Source organism: Mesorhizobium sp. M1163, from assembly GCF_040318415.1.
GTDB lineage: Bacteria > Pseudomonadota > Alphaproteobacteria > Rhizobiales > Rhizobiaceae > Mesorhizobium.
This window is the reverse complement of record NZ_JAMYMF010000034.1, coordinates 19952-35934: the sequence shown is the minus strand read 5'-3', so window position 1 is coordinate 35934 and position 15983 is coordinate 19952. Positions and strand designations below refer to the sequence as shown.

General features: G+C 63.8%; 13 protein-coding genes. 7 read left to right on the top strand and 6 right to left on the bottom strand.

Going from position 1 to position 15983, the window contains the following annotated elements; all coding sequences use genetic code 11:
* Window positions 1–28 precede the first annotated feature (28 nt).
* From NKH43_RS27260 to NKH43_RS27240, 5 genes are read left to right on the top strand one after another with little or no spacing between them, the layout of a single operon-like run.
* Complete coding sequence (locus NKH43_RS27260; protein WP_352852423.1) at window positions 29–1570, top strand: sugar ABC transporter ATP-binding protein; 1542 nt, start codon at window positions 29–31, stop codon at window positions 1568–1570.
* Window positions 1567–2544 (top strand): ABC transporter permease, encoded by a 978-nt coding sequence (locus NKH43_RS27255; protein ID WP_352493795.1) that lies wholly within the window; start codon window positions 1567–1569, stop codon window positions 2542–2544. The genes NKH43_RS27260 and NKH43_RS27255 overlap by 4 nt, the downstream gene beginning before the upstream one ends.
* Window positions 2541–3542, top strand: coding sequence for an ABC transporter permease (locus tag NKH43_RS27250; protein ID WP_352482463.1), 1002 nt, complete (start codon window positions 2541–2543; stop codon window positions 3540–3542). The genes NKH43_RS27255 and NKH43_RS27250 overlap by 4 nt, the downstream gene beginning before the upstream one ends.
* Window positions 3542–3859 (top strand): L-rhamnose mutarotase, encoded by a 318-nt coding sequence (rhaM, locus tag NKH43_RS27245; RefSeq protein ID WP_352482465.1) that lies wholly within the window; start codon window positions 3542–3544, stop codon window positions 3857–3859. Before NKH43_RS27250 ends, rhaM begins: the two co-directional genes overlap by 1 nt.
* Window positions 3856–5226 (top strand): FGGY-family carbohydrate kinase, encoded by a 1371-nt coding sequence (locus NKH43_RS27240; protein WP_352852422.1) that lies wholly within the window; start codon window positions 3856–3858, stop codon window positions 5224–5226. Before rhaM ends, NKH43_RS27240 begins: the two co-directional genes overlap by 4 nt.
* 36 nt (window positions 5227–5262) lie before the next feature.
* On the opposite strand, the gene NKH43_RS27235 is transcribed toward NKH43_RS27240, so the two are convergent.
* Window positions 5263–6513 carry a D-amino acid dehydrogenase gene (locus NKH43_RS27235; protein ID WP_352482468.1) on the bottom strand — a complete coding sequence of 417 codons (1251 nt, stop codon included), beginning with the start codon at window positions 6511–6513 and terminating at the stop codon, window positions 5263–5265.
* A 104-nt stretch (window positions 6514–6617) separates the two neighbouring features.
* Complete coding sequence (galE, locus tag NKH43_RS27230) at window positions 6618–7613, bottom strand: UDP-glucose 4-epimerase GalE (RefSeq protein WP_023719473.1); 996 nt, start codon at window positions 7611–7613, stop codon at window positions 6618–6620.
* Between the two features lie 265 nt (window positions 7614–7878).
* On the opposite strand from galE, the gene hemA reads away from it, so the two are divergent.
* Window positions 7879–9156, top strand: coding sequence for a 5-aminolevulinate synthase (gene hemA, locus NKH43_RS27225; RefSeq protein WP_023719474.1), 1278 nt, complete (start codon window positions 7879–7881; stop codon window positions 9154–9156).
* Between the two features lie 92 nt (window positions 9157–9248).
* Here the strand turns inward: hemA and NKH43_RS27220 are convergent, their stop codons facing one another.
* Together NKH43_RS27220 and mscL are read right to left on the bottom strand one after the other, a co-directional pair.
* The gene (locus tag NKH43_RS27220; protein ID WP_352547899.1) at window positions 9249–10415 is read right to left on the bottom strand and encodes a pyridoxal phosphate-dependent aminotransferase; all 1167 of its coding nucleotides are present in this window, start codon (window positions 10413–10415) and stop codon (window positions 9249–9251) included.
* A gap of 111 nt (window positions 10416–10526) precedes the next feature.
* Window positions 10527–10949, bottom strand: a complete 423-nt coding sequence (gene mscL / locus NKH43_RS27215; protein ID WP_023719476.1) for a large conductance mechanosensitive channel protein MscL — start codon at window positions 10947–10949, stop codon at window positions 10527–10529.
* Between the two features lie 232 nt (window positions 10950–11181).
* Between mscL and NKH43_RS27210 the strand changes: the two genes are divergently transcribed.
* Window positions 11182–14670: a PAS domain-containing hybrid sensor histidine kinase/response regulator gene (locus tag NKH43_RS27210; RefSeq protein WP_352482470.1), complete on the top strand. Its 3489-nt coding sequence runs from the start codon at window positions 11182–11184 to the stop codon at window positions 14668–14670.
* A gap of 3 nt (window positions 14671–14673) precedes the next feature.
* On the opposite strand, the gene NKH43_RS27205 is transcribed toward NKH43_RS27210, so the two are convergent.
* Window positions 14674–15336 carry a response regulator gene (locus NKH43_RS27205; RefSeq protein ID WP_502893818.1) on the bottom strand — a complete coding sequence of 221 codons (663 nt, stop codon included), beginning with the start codon at window positions 15334–15336 and terminating at the stop codon, window positions 14674–14676.
* A 119-nt stretch (window positions 15337–15455) separates the two neighbouring features.
* A complete protein-coding gene (locus NKH43_RS27200) occupies window positions 15456–15887 on the bottom strand; it encodes a hypothetical protein (RefSeq protein ID WP_352715654.1) in 432 nt (143 codons plus the stop codon).
* Window positions 15888–15983 lie beyond the last annotated feature (96 nt).

The window sequence follows — 15983 nt, the reverse complement described above, 5'->3', positions numbered from 1 at the left end:
GGACCTAGTTTCAGGGCTTGATACGATTATGGACACGACAGCCCAACACGAAGTGGCGAAGGAAGCGCCTTTGTCTCCCGGGCCGCGGCTGACGCTGTCCGGCATCTCGAAAAGCTTTCCCGGCGTGCGCGCGCTGCACGATGTCAGCCTGTCGCTCTATCCCGGCCAGGTGACCGCGCTGATCGGCGAGAACGGCGCCGGCAAGTCGACGCTGGTCAAGATCATGACCGGCATCTATCAGCCGGATGCGGGCACGATCAGCATCGACGGCCAGCCCGTCGCCTTGCCCAGCGCCCATGCCGCCTTCGGGCATGGCATCACCGCCATCCATCAGGAAACCGTGCTGTTCGACGACCTGACGGTGGCCGAAAACATCTTCCTCGGCCATGCGCCGCGCACCCGCTTCAAGACCATCGACTGGCGCACGATGCGCAAGAACGCCCGCGAAGTGCTGGACACGATGGGTGCCGGCCATATCGACGCCGATGCCAGGCTGAAGGATCTCGGCATCGCCAACAAGCATCTCGTCGCCGTTGCCCGCGCCATGTCGATCGACGCGCGGATCGTCATCATGGACGAGCCGACGGCGGCGCTTTCGATGAAGGAGATCGAAGAGCTTTTCCTGCTGATCGAATTCCTCAAGAGCGACGGCAAGGCGATCCTGTTCATCAGCCACAAATTCGATGAGATCTACCGCATCGCCGACCGCTATACCGTGTTCCGCGACGGCGAGATGGTCGGCGAAGGCCTGATCAAGGACGCCGGCCAGAGCCAGATCGTGCGCATGATGGTCGGCCGCGCGGTCGATCATATCTTTCCGCAGCGCAAGGCCGAGATCGGCGCGCCGGTGCTGGCCGTCTCCGGCCTGTCGCATCCGACCGAGTTCGATGATATCGGCTTCGAGCTGCACAGGGGCGAGATCCTCGGCTTCTACGGTCTTGTCGGCGCCGGGCGCAGCGAGGTGATGCAGGCGATATCAGGCATCACCCGCACCAGCGGCGGCACGATCACGCTGGAAGGCAAAGCGATCGCGCCGAAATCGGCGGCGGATTCGATCGATGCCGGCATCGTCTATGTGCCGGAGGAACGCGGCAAGCAAGGCGTGGTGATCGGCCTGCCTATCTTCCAGAATGTCTCGCTGCCTTCGCTCAAGCGAACCTCCAAATCCGGCATATTGCGGCTGGCGGAAGAGTTTGCGCTAGCCCGCTCCTACACAGAGCGGCTCGACCTGCGCGCCTCCTCGCTCAGCCAGGACGTCGGCACGCTGTCGGGCGGCAACCAGCAGAAGATCGTCATCGCCAAATGGCTGGCGACCGCGCCCAAGGTGATCATACTGGACGAGCCGACCAAGGGCATCGACATCGGCTCGAAGGCCGCCGTGCACGGCTTCATGGCCGAGCTCGTCGCGCAAGGCCTGTCGGTTATCATGGTGTCGTCCGAACTGCCGGAAATTCTCGGCATGTCCGACCGTGTCGTCGTTATGCGCGAGGGCCGCATTGCCGCGGTCTACGACAATAAGGGGCTCGACGCCGAAACGCTGGTCAGGACGGCAGCGGGGATCGCGGCATGAAGGCTCTTCTCAAATACCGCGAAGTCTGGCTGCTGGCGGCAATCGCCGTGCTGATCGGGCTGATCTCGATGCGTTTTCCGGGCTTTGCCGCTCCCGGCAATGTGCGCCAGGTGTTCAACGACACGTCGATCCTGATGATCCTGGCGCTCGGCCAGATGGTGGTTATCCTGACCCGCTCGATCGACCTGTCGATGGCAGCCAATCTCTGCTTCACCGGCATGGTGGTGGCGATGCTGAACGCCGCGCATCCGGCAATCCCGATCCCGCTGCTGATCGTCATCGCACTTCTGGTCGGCCTGGTGCTCGGCGCCATCAATGGCCTGTTGGTGTGGCGGCTGAACATTCCCTCGATCGTGGTAACGCTCGGCACTCTCACCATCTACCGCGGCGCCACCTTCGTTATTTCAGGCGGCGCCTGGGTCAACGCCGACCAGATGAGCCCCGATTTCATCGGCCTGCAGCGCGCGACGTTCCTCGGCATACCGGTGCTGTCATGGATTGCCCTGCTGGTCATCGCCTTGTTCTTCCTTGTGATGACGCGCACGGCGCTCGGCCGCTCGATCTACGCCATCGGTGTCAACCCGACCGCATCGGTCTATGCCGGCATCGACGTCGGCCGGACGAAATTCATCGTCTTCTGCATTTCGGGGATGATCGGCGGCCTCTGCGGCTATCTCTGGATCTCGCGCTACGTCATCGCCTCGGTCGAGGTCGCCAACGGCTATGAGCTCAACATCATCGCCGCCTGCGTCATCGGCGGCATCTCCATCGCCGGCGGCATCGGCTCGGTCGGCGGCGCGGTGCTCGGCGCGCTGTTCCTCGGTATCATCTCCAACGCGCTGCCGGTGATCAATATCTCGCCCTTCTGGCAAATGGCGATTTCGGGCAGCGCCATCATCCTGGCCGTGGTGCTCAACGCGCGCGGCGAACGCCGGCAAGGCCGCATCATCCTCAAAAAGGCGGAAGTGGCATGACCGATACCCCTGCCCCGCGCCATGTTCCGAACCGACTCGACAAGCCGTTCACTGCGGCGATCTTCTCATGGGAGGCGCTGCTGGTCGTCGTGGCGGTCGCCATCTTTGCCGTCAACAGTTTTGCCTCGCCCTATTTCCTCGACGCGTGGTCGCTGTCGGACCTGACTTTCAACTTCACCGAAAAGGCGCTGATCGCGCTGGCCATGGCACTGCTGATCATCTCCGGCGAAATCGACCTGTCGGTCGCCGCTATCATCGCACTCGCCTCGACGATGATGGGCATGGCGGTGCAGGCCGGCGCCGGCACGCCTGTCCTGGTGGCAATCGGCATCGTCGTCGGGCTCGGCTGCGGCGCCTTCAACGGGCTGCTCGTCACCAGGCTGGGGCTGCCGTCGATCGTCGTCACCATCGGCACGATGAGCCTGTTTCGCGGCGTTGCCTTCATCATCCTCGGCGACCAGGCCTACAAGGGCTATCCCGCGAGCTTCGCCTTCTTCGGCCAAGGTTATGTCTGGTGGGTGGTGTCGTTCGAACTGACGCTTTTCCTGGTCGCGGCCGTCGTCTACTGGTTCCTTCTGCATCGGACGAGCTTCGGCCGCCGGGTCTTTGCCATCGGCAACAACCCGGTTGCGGCGCAGTTTTCCGGCGTGCGTGTCGGCCGCATCAAGTTCATCCTGTTTTGCCTGACCGGCCTGATGGCGGGCATCGCCTCGGTGCTGATTACGTCACGGCTCGGCTCGACCCGGCCGTCGATCGCGCAGGGCTACGAACTCGAAGTCATCACCATGGTGGTGCTCGGCGGCGTCAGCATTCTCGGCGGCGCCGGCAGCATTCTGGGCGTCGTGCTGGCGGCCTTCATCATGGGGCTGGTGACCTTCGGTCTTGGCCTGCTCAACGTGCCGGGGATCGTCATGTCGATCTTCATCGGCCTGCTGCTGATCATCGTCATCGCGCTGCCGATCCTGTGGCAGCGCGTGCGGCGGGAGCGCTTTGCCTGATGCCCGAAAAATATGCGTTCAAGATGAAGCTCAATCCCGGCATGAAGGCCGAATACAAGAGGCGCCACGACGACATCTGGCCGTCACTCGTCGCGTTGCTAAAACAGGCTGGTATCTCCGATTACTCGATCCATCTCGACGAGGAGACCAACACCTTGTTCGGCGTGCTGTGGCGCCGTGACGACCATGGCATGGACGAATTGCCTAAGCATCCGGCGATGCAGCGCTGGTGGGCCGAGATGGCAGACATCATGGAAACCAAGCCGAACAACGAGCCGGTGGCGGTGCCGTTGGAAACAATGTTCCATATGGAATGACCCGCCACGTCGCCGTCATCGATATCGGCAAGACCAACGCCAAGGTGGCGCTGGTCGATCTCGCCGCAGCAAGCGAAGTGGCGCTGCGCAGGATGGTCAACGAGCCGGTTCGGCAACGCCCGTATCCGCACCACGACGTCGAGCGGTTATGGGCGTTCATCCTCGGCAGCCTGGCAGAGATCGATCGCGAGCAGCGCATCGACGCGATATCGATCACCACCCATGGCGCAACGGCGGTGCTGGCCGACGCATCAGGCGAACTGGCGCTGCCGGTGCTCGATTACGAGTTCGACGGTCCGGATGCCTTCGCCAAGGACTACGACGCGATCCGCCCGCCTTTCACCGAGACCGGCACGCCGCGCCTGCCGGCCGGCCTCAATCTCGGCGCGCAGTTGTTCTGGCAGCAGAAGCGCTTTCCAGCGGATTTCGCCAGGGCCGCCGCGATGCTGATGTATCCGCAATACTGGGCCTTGCGCCTGACCGGCGTCGCCGCCAGCGAGGTGACTTCGCTCGGCTGCCACACCGATCTGTGGAACCCGTGGAAAGCGGATTTTTCCTCACTGGTCGACCGGCTGGAATGGCGCCGGCTAATGGCGCCGGTGCGGCAGGCCAAGGACCGCTTGGGCCCGATCCTGCCCGCTCTGGCGCGGCAAACCGGCCTCGATCCGCAAACGCCGGTGTATTGCGGCCTGCACGATTCCAACGCCTCGCTGCTGCCGCATCTCCTGTCCGACAAGCCGCCTTTCTCCGTCGTCTCGACCGGCACCTGGGTGGTGTCGATGGCGGTTGGCGGCAGCAAGGTCACGCTCGATCCGGCGCGCGACACGCTGGTCAATGTCAACGCGTTCGGCGATGCCGTGCCCTCGGCGCGCTTCATGGGTGGCCGCGAGTTCTCCGTGCTGACGGAAGGCCAATCGGAAGACTGGACCGAAGACGATGTCGCCGCGGTGCTCGCGCGCAAGACGTCCCTGTTGCCTTCGACCCAACAGGATTCGGGGCCGTTTCCGCACTATGCCGCGGCGTGGCTCAGCGCCGAAGGTATGACGGCCGGCCAGCGCTTTGTCGCCATCTCGTTCTACCTGGCGCTGATGACCGCGACCTGCCTCGATCTGATCGGCGGCGGGGGGTCAACCATCGTCGAAGGACCCTTCGGCCGCAACCGGCTGTTCACCCGCATGCTGGCTGCGGCGACGGCGCGCGCCGTCATTGCCTCCGCGGCTGCGACAGGCACCAGCATCGGCGCCGCCTTGCTGGCGTCGGACCAGGGGACACCGCAAGGCAGAGGCGAAAGGACCGAACCGTCGGCCGATCCACTCTGGACAAGTTACGTGCGCTCCTGGCGTTCGGCAGTCGACGAACGAGCCTGACCGCCGAGCTCATGGCGCCCTGCGGTCAGGCCGTTGCTAGCCCGCGTAGAGCAATCCTTGTGGATCGATCTCCGGCTTGCGGCCGGCGACCACGTCGGCAAGGAATTTTCCCGAACCGCAGGCCATGGTCCAGCCGAGATGGCCGTGGCCGGTATCGAGATATAGATTGTCATACCGCGCCCGGCCGATGACCGGCACGGAGTTCGGCATCATCGGGCGAAGTCCAGCCCAGAGCTCGGCCTTGCTCTCGTCGAAGGCGCCGGGGAACAGGTCCTTGCCGGTGTTCAGGATCGAGTTGAAATCGCGCGGCTTGAACGTGCGGTCGAAACCGGTGAACTCCGCCGTCGAGGACATCCGCAGCCGATTTCCCAGCCTGGAATAGCCGATCAGCCGGTCCTCGTCGGCGCCGCCCATGATCGGCCCGTTGCTTTCATCTTCCAGCGGAACGGTCACGGTATAGCCCTTCACGGGATAGACGGGCAGGTCGATGCCGTAGCGGCGGCCGAGCAGACCGCTCTCCGGCCCCATGGAAATGACCACGGCGTCGCCGGCCACCGGGCCGGCCGAGGTCATCACCGCGCGCACCCGGTCGCCGTCGATGTCGAGGCCTTCGACCGTCGTGCCGTAGAGGAATTGGACACCGAGTTTTTCGGCGGCATAGGCAGCGAGGCGCTGCGTGAATTGACTGGAATCGCCGGTCTGGTCGATCGGCGAATAGACGCCGCCGGCAATTTTGTCCTTGGCTCCGGCAAGGCCGGGCTCGAGCTCGACCAGCCGGTCGCGGCCGACGATCTCGATCGGCAGGCCATGTTCGGCGAGATAGCGGTAATTGTCGGTGCCGGTATCAAAGCTCTGCTGCGAGCGGAAGAAATACAGAATGCCTTTCTTGCGCTCGTCATAGTGGATGCCGGTGTCGGCGGAGATGGCGTTGATGCAGTTGCGCGAATAGAGCGCCAGGCGCAGCTTGATCTCGGTGTTGGCGCGCATGCGCTTATGCGTGCACTGGCGCAGGAAGCGCAGGCTCCAGGCGACAAAATACGGATCGAAGCGCAGCCGCACCTTGATGCCGAGATCGTGGTTGTAGAGGGCTCGCAGGAACGTTTTAAGCGCGGCGGGCGAAGCCCAGGCGGTGGCATCGCCGGGAGATACCAGGCCGGCATTCGACTGGCTGGTGCCGCGCGCCGCCGCCGGATGGCGCTCGATCACCGTGACTTCATGGCCGTCGCTGGCCAGACAATAGGCCGCCGCCGTGCCAACGACGCCGGCTCCAAGCACCGATATTTTCATGCCGCCCCCAAGTCGAACGCAGCCGAACGCCTGCACGCTCAGCCGTGAGGCCCTTCAATAGCGCCTCTGCCTCCTGCCGACGAGCCCTTACGGAGAGCCCGCGCTTAGCCCAGAGCCGAATTCTTGCTGGTCAGGATGCGCTCCCAGGCAAGCGCATCGGAGACGATCTGGTCGAGGTTGTCACGCTGCGGGGTCCAGCCGAGTTCGCCGCGGGCCAGCTCCGAATTGGCGACAACCGCGGCGGCGTCACCGGGGCGGCGCTCGCCCATCCGCACCTCGAAATCATGGCCGAAGACGCGGCGTACGCTGTCGATGACCTCGAGCACCGAATAGCCGTGGCTGTAGCCGCAATTGGCGACCAGGCTCGATCCGCCGGCACGCAGCCGCTGCAGGGCCAGCCGATGCGCCGCCGCCAGGTCGCTGACATGGATATAGTCGCGCATGCAGGTGCCGTCCGGCGTCGGATAGTCGGTGCCGAACACCTGCATGAAGGGGCGCTTGCCGAGCGCCGTCTCGCAGGCGACCTTGATCAGATGCGTGGCGCCGGGCGTCGACTGGCCGGTGCGGCCCTTCGGGTCGGCGCCGGCGACGTTGAAATAGCGCAGCGCCGTATAGCGCAGCCCATAGGCAATAGCCGCGTCGCGGAGCATCCATTCGCTCATCAGCTTGGACAGGCCGTAGGGCGATTCCGGCGCAAGCCTGGCGTCCTCGCGTACCGGCTCCAGGCCGGCGCCGCCATAGACGGCGGCGGTCGAGGAAAAGATGAAATTGGGCACGCCTTCGCGCACCGCGGTCTCGATCAGGGTGCGTGTCTTGCAGGTGTTATTCTCGTAATAGGCAAGCGGGTCGGCCACCGATTCGGGCACGACAATCGAGCCGGCGAAATGGATGATCGCGTCGACCTTGTTGTCGCGGATGATCGAGGCGACCAATTCCTTGTCGGCGACATCGCCGACGACGAGCTTTGCTTCCGGAGCCACCGCCCATTCAAAGCCGGTCGAAAGCCGGTCGAGGACGACGACGCTGTCGCCCGTGTCCAGCAACTCCCAGACCATATGGCTGCCGATATAGCCGGCACCGCCTGTCACCAAAACCGTCATCCGCATCCTCGCTATTCATGATTTATCGGAACTGTCTCAATCGTCGCCGTACTGGAAAACCTGCCGCCAGGCCATTACAATCTGCAGTAACCAGTCTCATCGGCGGGTGGCATTGTCCTGAAACAAGATTGATCCACATCAAGGGAATAGGCCACGTTCCGTGGTCGTTAGGAACAGGCCTGGGGCGTGGCATTTTGACCAAAACGGTGCGGTGGACGGCGAATAGGCCAATGACTATGATCCCGCGCAAAATTGGGAAGGCGACATGAATTACCAGCGGTTCTTCGAGGAAGCGATCGACCAGCTCCATGCAGAGCGTCGCTATCGCGTCTTCGCCGACCTTGAGCGTATCGTGGGAAAATTCCCGCGCGCCATCTGGCGTGCCAATGGCCGCGCCGAGGAAATCACCGTCTGGTGCTCCAACGATTATCTCGGCATGGGCCAGCATCCCGACGTCATCGCCGCGTTCCAGAAGGCGGCAGGCAAAATGGGATCGGGGGCCGGCGGCACCCGCAACATTTCGGGCACCAGCAACCCGCTGGTCGAGCTCGAACTGGAGCTTGCCGACCTGCACGACAAGGAAGCGGCACTGGTTTTCACCTCCGGCTTCGTTTCAAACGAAGCGTCGATCTCGACCATTGCAAAGCTGCTTCCCAATTGCCTGATCATCTCGGACGAGCTTAACCACGCTTCGATGATCGAGGGTGTGCGGCGCTCGGGCGCCGAGAAGAAGATCTTCCGCCATAACGACGTCGCGCATCTCGAAAGCCTGCTGCAGGCGGCCGGCCGCGAGCGTGCCAAGCTGATCGTCTTCGAGAGCGTCTATTCGATGGATGGCGACATCGCGCCGATCAAGCAGATCGTCGACCTCGCCGAGCGTTACAATGCGATGACTTATATAGACGAGGTCCATGCCGTCGGCATGTACGGGCCGCGTGGCGGCGGCATCACCGAGCGCGAAGGGCTGGCCGACCGCATCGACATCATCGAGGGCACACTGGCCAAGGCGTTCGGCACGCTTGGCGGCTACATCACCGGCACCAGCGCCGTGATCGACGCCGTGCGCTCCTATGCGCCGGGCTTCATCTTCACCACGGCGCTGCCGCCGGCGATCGCTGCCGCGGCAACCACCTCGATCCGCCATCTCAAGCGCTCGCAGGCCGAGCGCGACGCGCAGCTGCGTCAGGCGACGCGGACCAAGGAAGTGCTTGCCGCGGCCGGCCTGCCGGTAATGGAGTCACCTACCCACATCGTGCCGCTGCTGGTCGGCGATCCCGAGCTCTGCAAGATGGCCAGCGACCGCCTGCTCGGCGTGCACGGCATCTATATCCAGCCGATCAATTACCCGACAGTGCCGCGCGGCACCGAACGGCTGCGCATCACGCCGACACCGTTCCATTCTGACGCGCTGATTGCCTCCTTACAGGACGCGCTAGTCGAGACATGGGATGCGTTGGGGATTCCCTACGGTTCGGCCGGCCGGCCTTCAGTGGCCAAGAGCGACCGCGTCATTCCGTTGCTGGTGCCGAAGTCGGGCGGGTAACCTCCGCCGCTACGGGCACCATTGCGGAAGCCGCCTATCGGTGCCGCCTCATTTTTCAGTGCTGCGATGCCTGGCGCGAAGCTCAACACACCTCACACAGTCTTCATCCATTTCGCCAGCCGGTGCGCGGCTTCTTCGAGCTGGTCGAGGCGGCGGTGGAAGCATAGCCTGAGGAAAGCTTCGCCGCCGGGGCCGAAGGCGGTGCCGGGGGCCAGGCCGACATTGGCGCGGTCGACCATGTCGAAAGCGGCAGCGCGGGAATCGGTGATGCCGTCGACGGCGAAGAACAGATAGAACGCGCCCTGCGGCACGGTGAACCGCGCCCTGCCGGTTTCGGCGAGAATGCCGCAGACGAGGTCGCGCGCCGCCCTCGCCCGCTCCACCTGTTCGACGATGAAGGCATCGCCCTCGTCGAGGGCGACGACGGCGCCGCGCTGCATGAACTGCGCAACGCCGGAAGTCGAATACTGGACCAGGTTCTCGAACACCTGCTGCAAGGCGGGATGGATCTTGATCCAGCCGATGCGCCAGCCGGTCATCGCCCAGTTCTTGGAAAAGGAATTGACGAACAGGATGCGGTCCTCATCGGCCATGATGTCGATGAACGACGCCGCGCGGCCATGGCCGTAGTGGAACAGCGAATAGATCTCGTCGGCAATGATCCACAGGCCCCTTTCGCGGGCGAGATCGAGGATTGCCTGCAGCGTCTCCTTGTCGGCGGTCCAGCCGGTCGGGTTGGACGGCGTGTTGACGAACAGCGCCTTGGTCCGTGGCGTGATCGCCGCTGCGATCTTGTCGACATCGCAGGACCAGCCATTGCCGGACTGATCAAGGGTGACTGCAACCGGAACGGCGCCGGCCACGCCGGCGGCGGCGGCGAAATTCGGCCATGCCGGCGACAGGTAGACAAGTTCGTCGCCCTTGCCGGCCACCGCGTCGATGGCCATCTGGATGGCATGCATGCCGGAGCCGGTGACGATGAATTCTTCGTTGGCGAAAGTCTTGCCGAAATGCCTGGTGTAGTAGCGGGCGAGCGCCTGCCTGAGTTCGGGAATGCCCCGCTGCCAGGTGTAGAAGGTCTCGCCGGCGGCCAGCGCCTTGGCGGCGGCATCGGTGATGAAGGCAGGCGTCGGCAGGTCGCCCTCGCCGGCCCAAAGCGGGATCATACCGTCGCGGCCGCGGCCACGATTCATGACGGCGACAATGCCGCTTTCGGGCGCCGCCCGCGCTTCGGCGCGCAGAGTATCGATCAGGGTCATGGATGGGTCCGTTTTCGTTTGCTCGACTGCTAGCGTGTTTCAGGGCGGACGAAAACAGAAAACCCCGGCCGCAAGCGACCGGGGTTTTGGTCCAGAAAGTTGCCGCAGGCGCTACTTTCTGGCGAGGAGATCGCGAATTTCGGTGAGCAGCGCGACGTCGGCTGGTGGCGGAGCGGCCGGGGTAGCCGGTTTCTCGCGCTCCAGCCGCTGGCGCAGATTGTTCACCGCCTTGACCATCAGGAAGATAATGAAGGCGAGGATAAGGAAGTTCAGCGCCACGGTGATGAAGCTGCCATAGGCGAAGACCGCGCCCTGCTTCTTGGCATCCGCCAGCGATGTGGCGTTAACGGCCGAGGACAAGGGCAGAAAGTAGTTGTTGAAGTCCAATCCGCCCAAAATCGCCCCGATGACCGGCATGATGATGTCGTCAACCAGCGAGGTGACGATCTTGCCGAAGGCAGCGCCGATGATGACGGCGACGGCCAGGTCCATCACATTGCCCCTGGAAATGAATTCCTGAAACTCTTTCAGCATTCGACCCTCCTTTCCTGACCGGCCGTGCTGCCGTCCACGCCCTCGGCATCGACCGGCGGGCAGAATAGCAAAAACCTGCGGTTGCGACAGGAGCAAAGACGTGTTTCCCCGGCCAGGATTGCGCGAAGCCGCGGCCATAATGCACCGAAAGCCGCGATGGACTCGGTGGCCAAGCTGTGATTGCGTCTGCAAGGCCGGATGAAAAAGCCGGCGCAGGGAGGAAGTTCGAGCCGTGCAGGGCTGGTTCATCGTCATCATCGCGATCGCCTATGTGACGTTGCTGTTTGCTATCGCCAGCCTGGGCGACCGGCGCTCGACTTCATCCGGGCCTGGCCGCGCCCGGCCCTTTATCTATGCGCTCAGCCTCGCCATCTACTGCACCTCCTGGACCTTCTTCGGCTCGGTCGGGCTCTCCTCCGAGCGCGGCCTCGAATTCCTCGGCATCTATATCGGACCGGTTCTGGTGTTCGTGTTCGGCTTTCCGCTGCTGCAGCGCATCGTCAGGCTGGCAAAGACCGAGAAGATCACCTCGATCGCCGACTTTCTTGGCGCCCGCTACGGCAAGAGCTTCGCTGTCGCGGCGATCGCCACGCTGATCGCAACCATAGGCGCGGTGCCTTACATGGCGCTGCAATTGAAGGCGATCTCCGGCTCGGTCAGCCTGATGGTCGAGCACTATACCGGCTCGCCGCCGTCGTTCGATCCGTTCGTCAGCGACATCTCGCTTGTCGTTGCCATGCTGCTGGCGCTGTTTGCCGTGCTGTTCGGCACGCGCCATGCCGACGCCACCGAACACCAGGACGGTCTGGTGCTGGCGGTGGCGGTCGAGACCGTGGTCAAGCTCGCCGCCTTCCTGGCGATAGGCCTGATGGTCACGTTTCTGATCTTCGGCGGGCCAGGCGATATGTTCGACCGGCTCGCCGAAAACACGCAGGTGCGCCAGGCGATGGGCTACAACACCTCGCTCGCGACCTGGCTGGTACTGACATGCCTGAGCGGCTTTGCCATCCTCATGCTGCCGCGCCAGTTCTACGTCACCATCGTCGAGAACCGCAGCGAGGCTGAGCTGCGCACGGCGACATGGGTGTTTCCGCTCTATCTCGTGGCAATCAACCTGTTCGTGCTGCCGATCGCGCTGGCCGGCCTGGAACTGGTCGGCCCCAGGACCAGCAGCGACCTCTATGTGCTGTCACTGCCGCTGTTCAGCGGCCACGACGTTCTGGCCATGGCCGCCTTTATCGGCGGCCTGTCGGCGGCGACGGCAATGGTGATCGTCGAAAGCGTCGCGCTGTCGATCATGATCTCCAACGACCTGATCATTCCGCTGTTCGTGCGCCGGCTGCTGCGGACCACGACCTCAGAGAGCGAGGACTGGTCGACGCTCATCCTCAATGTGCGGCGGGCGGCGATCTTCATCATGCTGTTCATCGCCTTCCTTTACTACCGCGAGAGCACAAACAGCGCGCGGCTATCCTCTATCGGCCTGATGTCGTTCGCCGCGATCGCGCAGTTCGCGCCGGCAATGATCGGCGGCCTGGTCTGGCGCGGCGCCAACGGAAGGGGTGCGGCACTCGGCATGGTGGCCGGCATCGTCGTCTGGAGCTACACGCTACTGCTTCCCTCGCTCGCCGCGCCCGAGACCGGCATCCTCGTCCACGGCCTGTTCGGCTTCGATGCATTGCGGCCGCAAGCCCTGTTCGGCACCGTCGCCGAGCCGCTGAACCATGGCGTGCTGTGGAGCCTGTCGATCAACACGTTGTTTTTTGTGTTCGGCTCACTGTCGCGCGCGTCGGTGCCGCTGGAACGCATCCAGGCGTCGATCTTCGTGCCGCGCGAGGCGGGGCCGCTGCCGAGCCTGCGCCGCTTCCGCACCACGATCACCGTCAACGACCTCAAGGACACGATTGCGCGCTATCTCGGTGTCGAACGCACCGAGCGCTCCTTCCAGTCATTCGAGAAGAGCAGCGGCACTTCACTGCACGGCAACGAACAGGCCAGCATGGATGTCATCCGCTTCTCCGAGCAGCTTCTGGCCAGTGCCGTCGGCTCCTCCTCGGCGCGGCTGATCCTGTCGCTGCTGCTGCGCCGCAACGACCGCGAATCCAAGGACGCCTTCCGCCTGCTCGACGACGCCACCGAGGCGCTACAGCACAATCGCGACCTGCTGCAGATCGCACTCGACCAGATGGAACAGGGCATCACCGTCTTCGACCGCGATTTCCGGTTGATCTGCTGGAACCGCCAGTACCGGGCGCTGTTCGACCTGCCCGACGAAATGGGCCAGGTCGGCGTCTCGCTCGATCGTATCCTGCGCCACCTTGCCGAGCGCGGCGATATACCGCCAGACCAGCGCGTCACCATGCTGAACCGCCTGACCAGCTTCGTCAGCCCATGGCAGATGGAGCTGAAGACCAGCGGGCGTATCCTGGAATTGCGCTCCAATCCGATGCCGGACGGCGGCATCGTCGCCACCTATGCCGACATCTCAGGGCGCGTCGAGCAGGATCTGGCGCTGAAGCGCGCCAATGAATCGCTGGAACAGCGCGTGAAGAGCCGCACCGCCGAGCTCACCCGCGTCAACGAGGAGCTGGCGCAGGCGCAGATGCTGGCCGAAGAGGCCAATCTCGGCAAGACGCGCTTCCTCGCTGCCGCCGGCCACGACATCCTGCAGCCGCTGAACGCCGCCCGCCTCTATTGCTCGTCGCTGATCGAGAAGACCGGCAAGGGGCCTGCCGGCAAGGCGGCGATGAATATCGAATCGTCACTGGAATCGGTCGAGACCATTCTCGGCGCGGTGCTCGACATTTCGCGCCTCGATGCCGGCGCGATGAAGCCGGACGATACGAGCTTCGGCCTCGACGGGCTGCTGCGCCAGATCGGCAACGACTTCCGGCCGCTTGCCGCCGAAAAGAAGCTCGAACTCTCGATCATGCCGTCGTCGCTCAGCGTCATGACGGATCGAAATCTGCTGCGCCGGCTGATCCAGAACCTGGTCTCCAACGCCATCAAATATACGCGCCATGGCCGCATCCTGGTCGGCGTGCGGCGGCGCGGCGAACTGGCCGAGATCCAGGTTATCGACACCGGCATCGGCATTGCCGGCGACAAGCTCAACACCGTGTTCCGCGAATTCACCCGGCTCGACGAGGGCATGCGCGAGGCGGAAGGCCTCGGCTTGGGGCTCTCCATCGTCGACCGCATCGCCCGCGTCCTGCGCCTTGAAATCCGGATCTTCTCCAATCCCGGCAAGGGCACGCGCTTTTCCGTGCTGCTGCCGGTGGCGGCCGTGCAGGCACCGCGGCGCGAGGCCGAGGCGAAGCCGCCTGCCCGCGCTACGACCTCGCTTGCCGGGCTGCATGTGCTCTGCATCGACAATGACGGCCGCATCCTCGACGGCATGCGGCTGCTGCTCGAGGGCTGGGGCTGCAGCGTCGACACGCTTTCCGGCGCGGAGGATCTCGACAGGTCCGCCATGCATCGGCCGGACATTGTGCTTGCCGACTATCATCTCGACGACAAGACCGGCCTCGAATTGATCGCCCAGTTGCGTGCGATCCATGGCGAGGACCTGCCGGCCGTGCTGGTCACCGCCGACCGCTCCAGCGAGGTTCGCGCCGCTGCTGGCAGGCTCGACGTGCCGGTGATCAGCAAACCGCTGAAACCGGCGATGCTGCGCTCGATGATGGCCAGGGTCAGGCCGCTGGCGCCGGCGGCCGAATGAGAATCAGCCAGCCGCCTGAACCGGGTCGCTGCCGATCTTGGACAAAAGGATGACCGCCTGGGTGCGGCTGTCGACGCCGAGCTTCTGCAGGATGGCCGAGACATGCGCCTTGATCGTCGCTTCGGAGACGCCGAGCTCATAGGCTATCTGCTTGTTGAGCAGTCCCTCCGCCAGCATGCCGAGCACGCGCGTCTGCTGTGGCGTCAGCGCCTGCAGCCGCTTGATCAGGTCGGAAATCTCGGGATCGCGCTCGACGCCGAGATCGACCCCGGCGGGTGCCGCGATGTCGCCTGCGAGCACCGACTGCACCGCATTGCGGATCTCTTCCATGCTGGCCGATTTGGAGATGAACCCCGAGGCGCCCAGGTCGAGCGCGCGCCGGATCGTCACCGGATCGTCATGCGCCGAGACCACCATCATCGGCACCGCCGGATGGATGCCGCGCAACGAGATCAGGCCGGAAAGGCCGCTTGCGCCCGGCATCGAGAGGTCGAGCAGGACCAGATCGACATCCTCATTGGCCAGGACCAGCGCCTTGGCGCTTTCGAAATCGCCGGCCTCGTGAATGGCGGCAACATCTCCGATGCCGGCGAGTGCCTCCCTCAATGCACCGCGAAAAAGCGGATGATCGTCGGCGATGACGAATGTGTAGCCCAACGGTGATATCCCTCCCCGAATCCCGTTGGCGATTTTCCGCCTTGCAGGATCTGAACGATCATAACCCTACGCCTGCTGTTCGGCGTGGCCGGCTTGCTATTCCCGCCCTAGGTCTTTTTGCGAATTGCCTAGGTCTTTTGCGAATTGGGCTTGGCGCCGTCTTCGTCCTTGTCCATGTCCTTGACGATATCCATGAAGCTGCGCAGGAAGCGCTCCATGTAGCCCATCGTCTTGTTGAAATCCTCCTCGCTGGGCAAAGTCGATTCGAAACGCGCGGCTAGCGAATTTTCGAGCTTGGCGACGCGTTCGTCGAGCGCCTTCACCGAATTTTGCAGCCGGTCGACCTGATCCTGGAAGGCGGCACGTTCGTCGGCCGCTGTCTTGCAGACGAGCTGACCGGAACGCTCCTCGCAGAGCGACATGGCGCCGGTCTGCGTATCCATGCGCACATAGCCATTGGCCGATTTTTCCAGCCGGTAGCGATCGGCTTCCTCGGAAAAGGCCGAAGCTGCGACAAGCGAGACCAGTGCTGCGGGGATCAAGACGTGTTTCAGACGCATGTTTTCCTCCATGAGCCAGTCGGCGCAATCTATCACAGTTTGCGCCGGAATTGGGGAAGAACCTGAAATGGGGAAGAACGCGGGCCTGCCCTTCCC

Excerpts from the sequence above, each read along its gene's own strand:
- NKH43_RS27240 (WP_352852422.1), top strand. The coding sequence starts at position 3,856 with ATGACCCGCCACGTCGCCGTCATCGATATCGGCAAGACCAACGCCAAG.
- NKH43_RS27255 (WP_352493795.1), top strand. The coding sequence starts at position 1,567 with ATGAAGGCTCTTCTCAAATACCGCGAAGTCTGGCTGCTGGCGGCAATC.
- NKH43_RS27260 (WP_352852423.1), top strand. The coding sequence starts at position 29 with ATGGACACGACAGCCCAACACGAAGTGGCGAAGGAAGCGCCTTTGTCT.
- hemA (WP_023719474.1), top strand. The coding sequence starts at position 7,879 with ATGAATTACCAGCGGTTCTTCGAGGAAGCGATCGACCAGCTCCATGCA.
- NKH43_RS27220 (WP_352547899.1), bottom strand. The coding sequence starts at position 10,415 with ATGACCCTGATCGATACTCTGCGCGCCGAAGCGCGGGCGGCGCCCGAA.
- NKH43_RS27235 (WP_352482468.1), bottom strand. The coding sequence starts at position 6,513 with ATGAAAATATCGGTGCTTGGAGCCGGCGTCGTTGGCACGGCGGCGGCC.
- galE (WP_023719473.1), bottom strand. The coding sequence starts at position 7,613 with ATGACGGTTTTGGTGACAGGCGGTGCCGGCTATATCGGCAGCCATATG.
- rhaM (WP_352482465.1), top strand. The coding sequence starts at position 3,542 with ATGCCCGAAAAATATGCGTTCAAGATGAAGCTCAATCCCGGCATGAAG.
- mscL (WP_023719476.1), bottom strand. The coding sequence starts at position 10,949 with ATGCTGAAAGAGTTTCAGGAATTCATTTCCAGGGGCAATGTGATGGAC.
- NKH43_RS27250 (WP_352482463.1), top strand. The coding sequence starts at position 2,541 with ATGACCGATACCCCTGCCCCGCGCCATGTTCCGAACCGACTCGACAAG.
- NKH43_RS27200 (WP_352715654.1), bottom strand. The coding sequence starts at position 15,887 with ATGCGTCTGAAACACGTCTTGATCCCCGCAGCACTGGTCTCGCTTGTC.